This is a genomic window from Soonwooa sp., assembly GCF_032062245.1.
GTDB lineage: Bacteria > Bacteroidota > Bacteroidia > Flavobacteriales > Weeksellaceae > Soonwooa.
Genome location: NZ_DAMBQF010000054.1, coordinates 1 through 3,519, shown reverse-complemented (window position 1 = coordinate 3,519; position 3,519 = coordinate 1). Strand labels below are relative to the sequence as shown.

At 30.1% G+C, this 3,519-nt stretch carries 6 protein-coding genes; 5 read left to right on the top strand and 1 reads right to left on the bottom strand.

All coding sequences use genetic code 11. The features are described from left to right. Positions 1-87 precede the first annotated feature (87 nt). Together RT037_RS13695 and RT037_RS13690 are read left to right on the top strand one after the other, a co-directional pair. Positions 88-411: a hypothetical protein gene (locus RT037_RS13695; protein WP_313032332.1), complete on the top strand. Its 324-nt coding sequence runs from the start codon at positions 88-90 to the stop codon at positions 409-411. A gap of 279 nt (positions 412-690) precedes the next feature. Further along, positions 691-1,401, top strand: a complete 711-nt coding sequence (locus tag RT037_RS13690) for a hypothetical protein (protein WP_313032330.1) — start codon at positions 691-693, stop codon at positions 1,399-1,401. Between the two features lie 83 nt (positions 1,402-1,484). Here RT037_RS13690 and RT037_RS13685 read toward each other — a convergent pair whose 3' ends face one another. Continuing rightward, on the bottom strand, positions 1,485-1,607 hold the full coding sequence (locus RT037_RS13685) for a hypothetical protein (RefSeq protein ID WP_313032328.1): 123 nt from the start codon (positions 1,605-1,607) through the stop codon (positions 1,485-1,487). Positions 1,608-1,679: 72 nt separating this feature from the next. Between RT037_RS13685 and RT037_RS13680 the strand changes: the two genes are divergently transcribed. The 3 genes from RT037_RS13680 (at position 1,680) to RT037_RS13670 (ending at position 3,346) form a co-directional block, all read left to right on the top strand. Next, positions 1,680-2,024 (top strand): type II toxin-antitoxin system RelE/ParE family toxin, encoded by a 345-nt coding sequence (locus tag RT037_RS13680; protein ID WP_312324505.1) that lies wholly within the window; start codon positions 1,680-1,682, stop codon positions 2,022-2,024. After that, positions 2,008-2,337, top strand: a complete 330-nt coding sequence (locus tag RT037_RS13675; protein ID WP_312324507.1) for a helix-turn-helix transcriptional regulator — start codon at positions 2,008-2,010, stop codon at positions 2,335-2,337. Before RT037_RS13680 ends, RT037_RS13675 begins: the two co-directional genes overlap by 17 nt. A gap of 232 nt (positions 2,338-2,569) precedes the next feature. Next, on the top strand, positions 2,570-3,346 hold the full coding sequence (locus tag RT037_RS13670; RefSeq protein ID WP_313032323.1) for a CPBP family intramembrane glutamic endopeptidase: 777 nt from the start codon (positions 2,570-2,572) through the stop codon (positions 3,344-3,346). Positions 3,347-3,519: the final 173 nt, after the last annotated feature.

Here is a 3,519-nt window from a genome sequence, read left to right as displayed (position 1 = left end):
TTCTTGAACTTTTAGTTCTTCGAAAGCCCGCACTTCGCCAATACTTTTTCCGTTACCTGCAATGTTAACAAATAAACCACAAAACGTTTGAAAAAAGATTATTACATCCTATTATCATTTGGACTACTAGTTGCATTTTATATGACGCTGGGGAATTATTTCCGAAATCAGACTGAAGAAAATTATGTAATTGTGACTGCGAAAATAAAAGGAGTTGACGCAATTGGAAAAAACTCTCAAGATTGGTTGCTTTTTTCTTATGAATATAGAAATAAGATTCACACAGGTAGAGTTTATATTTCAGATGATAGTTCATCCGTTTATAAAAGTAAAATTGGAGAAAAAATAAATTTAAAAATCCATAAAAATAACTTTGTCAATAAGATATTCCTCACTTACAAAAAACTATAACATGAAGAATAAAGAATTAAAAATTTGTTACCAAAAAAGTTTAATCCAAAAACACTGCAGGTAACATAGTATTTGCAAAAGGCGGGGTTGAATATTTAATAGAAATATTTGTTGCATTTAGTCGCAACTTGCTTTTCATATTACTTTTTTTTGTAATTTGGTAATCTGAAAAAGCAATTTGCTTCGTTCGGTCGAAATTGAACTTTTCGTCCAATTTAGCCCGCCCTTCGCAAATACTTTTTCCGTTAGCTGAAATCGTATCACACTCAACTTAAATAAATGAAATTCGCTCATAATAACTATTTTGACAAAAAATTTAGTTCTATAAATCAAATTAGATTTTATCCATATGTTGGAAAAAATTATAATCAAAACGAGAAAAAAATTCTTGTATTAGCTCATAATATTTATTGCCCAATTGAAAAATACGAATCTGAACAAATTAGGACTGCTTCTAAAACACATTTTGCGGATGCACTTGAAGAATATACTTATGACCAAGGTTGGTGGACGAAAACATTTAGAAATTTTATTAAAGGAACATTAGCTTTAAAAGAGAATTTTACGAGAAGTTCTTCAGATATTGTAATTAAAAAAGTAGATTCATTCATTGAATCAATAAGTTATACAAACTACATAAATGATTTAGTTCCTTCAAACAATGCAAATAACATTGCTGTCAATCCGCATCTAATTAAATTAAGTTCAGAAATAAACAATGAGATTTATAAAATATTAGAAACATCTCATATATTTTGTTGGGGGAAAAATGTATTTAATTACATTATAAATCAAGAAAATGTAAATATTGTTGAACGAACCAATCTATTAACAAAAAGTGAAATTAAAAAACAAGGTTTTGAGTATGCAAAAATTTTAATCGATAATCAAGAAATACATTTATTAAAAATTTTTCATCCTTCAATGCCAAAATTTGGACATAAAAAAGAAGATACACGTAAGATAATAGAATGGTTTATGGAAAAATAACGACTTCAGCTAACAAGGTATTGGCAAAATGCGGGGTGAAGTCCTGAATTGAAAATCCACCACTTTTTTGCCGCCGCTGCTTTTCAATTCCACATTTTTTCGTAATTTAGTTCCATTGAAAAAGCATCGGCTCCGTTTAGTCTTTCTTGAACTTTCAGTTCTTCGAAAGCCCGCACTTCGCCAATACTTTTTCCGTTATGCGACATCCTATTTGACAAAATTACACATAATCATTGTTTCCTAATTGGGAAATTATTATCTTTGACAAAATTTGTGAAATGAAAAATAACTTTGAAGTCGAATTGTTACCAGAAGCGCAAAAATTTCTGAACGAATTAGATGAAAAAGTTCGTGATAAAATATATTTCAATATTAGAAAATCTCAAATAACAAATGATAAAGAGGTTTTTAAGAAATTGAACGACACAATTTGGGAATTTAGAACCTTGTATAATTCTAATTCTTACAGATTGTTTGCTTTTTGGGATGATTATCAAAATTCGATGGTTCTTGCAACTCATGGAATATTGAAAAAGACACAGAAAACACCAAAAAAGGAAATAGAAAAAGCAACAGAAATTAAGAAACAATATATTCAATATAAATATGGAAACAAAAAATAAGAAATTTGAAACTGTTTCAATTGACAAAATGATTGATAAACATATTGGAAAACTTGGAACAAAAAAAAGAGATAATTTTGAGAATGAATTAAGAATTGAACTTCTTGGTCAAGCCATAAAACAAGCGAGACAAGAACAAAATCTTACCCAAGAACAACTTGGAGAGTTGGTTGGTGTTCAGAAATCTCAAATTTCAAAAATAGAAAATAGCGTTAAAAACGCACGTTTTGAAACGATAATGAAAGTTTTTGAAGCTTTGGGTGCAAAAGTGAAATTCAATGTAGAGATTAATCATCAAAGTCTTGCGTTATAAAAGGACGTCGCATAACATTGTATTGGCAAAATGCGGGGATAAGGTTTGAATTAAAAAGCAGAAATATTTAGCCGCCGCTGCTTTTTCGTATTGATTTTTTTCTTAATTTAACAATCCGAAAAAGCATCGGCTACGGTCAGTCTAAATTGAACTTTTTGTCCAATTTAGCCCGCACTTCGCCAATACTTTTTCCGTTAGCGGTCAGGCTATTAAAGGCAATGAAAATAAATCTATGAAAGATAACACAATTAATTTTAAACGAATATTTATTTTTTTAGTAATAGCTATTTCACTTTCCAATATATTTAGATTTGACATTTTTGGAACAAAAGAAATTTTGGAAATATTACCAACTTGGATTTATTTACTTTCTGTTATATTGCTTGAAGGAAGTGGGGTTTTTATAGGAGCTTTAATTGCCATTTACTTACTTCGTAAAAAACAGAAAACTGAAATTTCATTTTTTGGAACATCAAAAAGAAAAGGTCTGTTAATGTCCTTTATTCCAATAATATTATTGGCAATTATCGGAGTAAAGAATGAATACGGTATAAATGTAAATTTGTACGGCTTAATTGTTGTTTTGGGAAGTTTGATTTATTGCATTATGGAAGAGTTTGGCTGGCGTGGATATTTACAAGAAGAACTTAAAGACATTAAGCCTATAAAACGATACTTGCTAATAGGCTTCATTTGGTACTTTTGGCATTTGTCTTTTCTGACAAAAGCGACTTTATCTGAAAATCTATTTTTTCTCGGTATGTTGTTATTTGGAAGTTGGGGAATTGGACAAGTTGCAGAATCGACTAAATCTATTTTGGCAAGTTCCTGTTTTCATTTAATAATCCAAATAATGATGTTTAATTCATTAATCAAAGATGGACTAGATGGAACACAAAAACTAATTATTTTAGGCGTTTCAATTTTTATATGGATAATTATTCTCGGAAGATGGAAAAAAGAAAATGAGTTGAAATTACTAAACGAAAAGCAAAGCCCGAACCGCTAACAAGCGTTTGGCAAAAGTGGCGGTTTCGTACTTCGCATGAAACTTTTTCGTAAGTTTGAATTTCGTGCTTCGCTTGAAGTTTAGCGATAAAAGTCGCCACCTTCGCCAAGCGCCGAAACGTTAGCTGCAACCAGTTTCGAACAATTCCCATAGAATAAATTTGGTCAAAATAC

Excerpts from the sequence above, each read along its gene's own strand:
- RT037_RS13690 (WP_313032330.1), top strand. The coding sequence starts at position 691 with ATGAAATTCGCTCATAATAACTATTTTGACAAAAAATTTAGTTCTATA.
- RT037_RS13685 (WP_313032328.1), bottom strand. The coding sequence starts at position 1,607 with ATGTCGCATAACGGAAAAAGTATTGGCGAAGTGCGGGCTTTCGAAGAA.
- RT037_RS13680 (WP_312324505.1), top strand. The coding sequence starts at position 1,680 with ATGAAAAATAACTTTGAAGTCGAATTGTTACCAGAAGCGCAAAAATTT.
- RT037_RS13675 (WP_312324507.1), top strand. The coding sequence starts at position 2,008 with ATGGAAACAAAAAATAAGAAATTTGAAACTGTTTCAATTGACAAAATG.
- RT037_RS13670 (WP_313032323.1), top strand. The coding sequence starts at position 2,570 with ATGAAAGATAACACAATTAATTTTAAACGAATATTTATTTTTTTAGTA.